Source organism: Bacillus sp. LR--39, assembly GCF_053613335.1.
This window is the reverse complement of sequence record NZ_JBSIOT010000987.1, coordinates 1-666: the sequence shown is the minus strand read 5'-3', so window position 1 is coordinate 666 and position 666 is coordinate 1. Positions and strand designations below refer to the sequence as shown.

Here is a 666-nt window from a genome sequence, read left to right as displayed (position 1 = left end):
AAATGAAACCTTTCTCCTGCAAAATCGTAAGTAAGGCGTATTCATGTAAAAAGGAGACGTACGAATGAAAAAGAAAAAAGCAAGAAAGCATGAGGGGTTTTTCCTGGATTTTCTTTTCGAAGTTGGTGGGGAGCTCTTTCTTTTGCTGTTTAGATGTGTACACAAACTATTTATATAAAGGGAAAAAAGACTGCCGAATCGTTTCGGCAGTCTTTGCACATTAATCTTTATAAGGCACCCAGCCTGGCGTGTTCACAATTGCTTGCCATAGCGGTTCAGGCAAATGATATTTTTCTTTATCTGTGCCTTTGATCACTGTTTCGATTTGCTTTTCACGGCCTTCTTTTACTTTTACCGTCCAGTCAGGGTCAACTAGAATTTCGCGTCCCATAGCGACTAGCGGAATACCGTTTTCGATGACGGCAAGCGCGTCATCAGCGGAATGGATGGAACCGACGGCGATCAGCGGCACTTTGTTTCCGACACGTTCATTCAATAAGTCCATGCGTGTGCGAGTCGGATCTGCACCGCGGCGCGCTTTTGAGTTCACGTCCATCAGTGAGATATGAAGATAATCCAATTCTTTATCCCCTAAAGCATCAACAAGCGTATAAGTTTCAGTCATTGTCAATCCCGGTGTCTCAGGTTCTTCCGGAGACAGACGGT

1 protein-coding gene is annotated in these 666 nt (G+C 44.3%); it reads right to left on the bottom strand.

Annotated elements, in window-relative coordinates; translation table 11 throughout:
* Nucleotides 1-220 precede the first annotated feature (220 nt).
* On the bottom strand, nt 221-666 hold a 446-nt coding region (locus tag ACWHAR_RS27935; RefSeq protein WP_452088547.1), incomplete at its 5' end, for an oxidoreductase.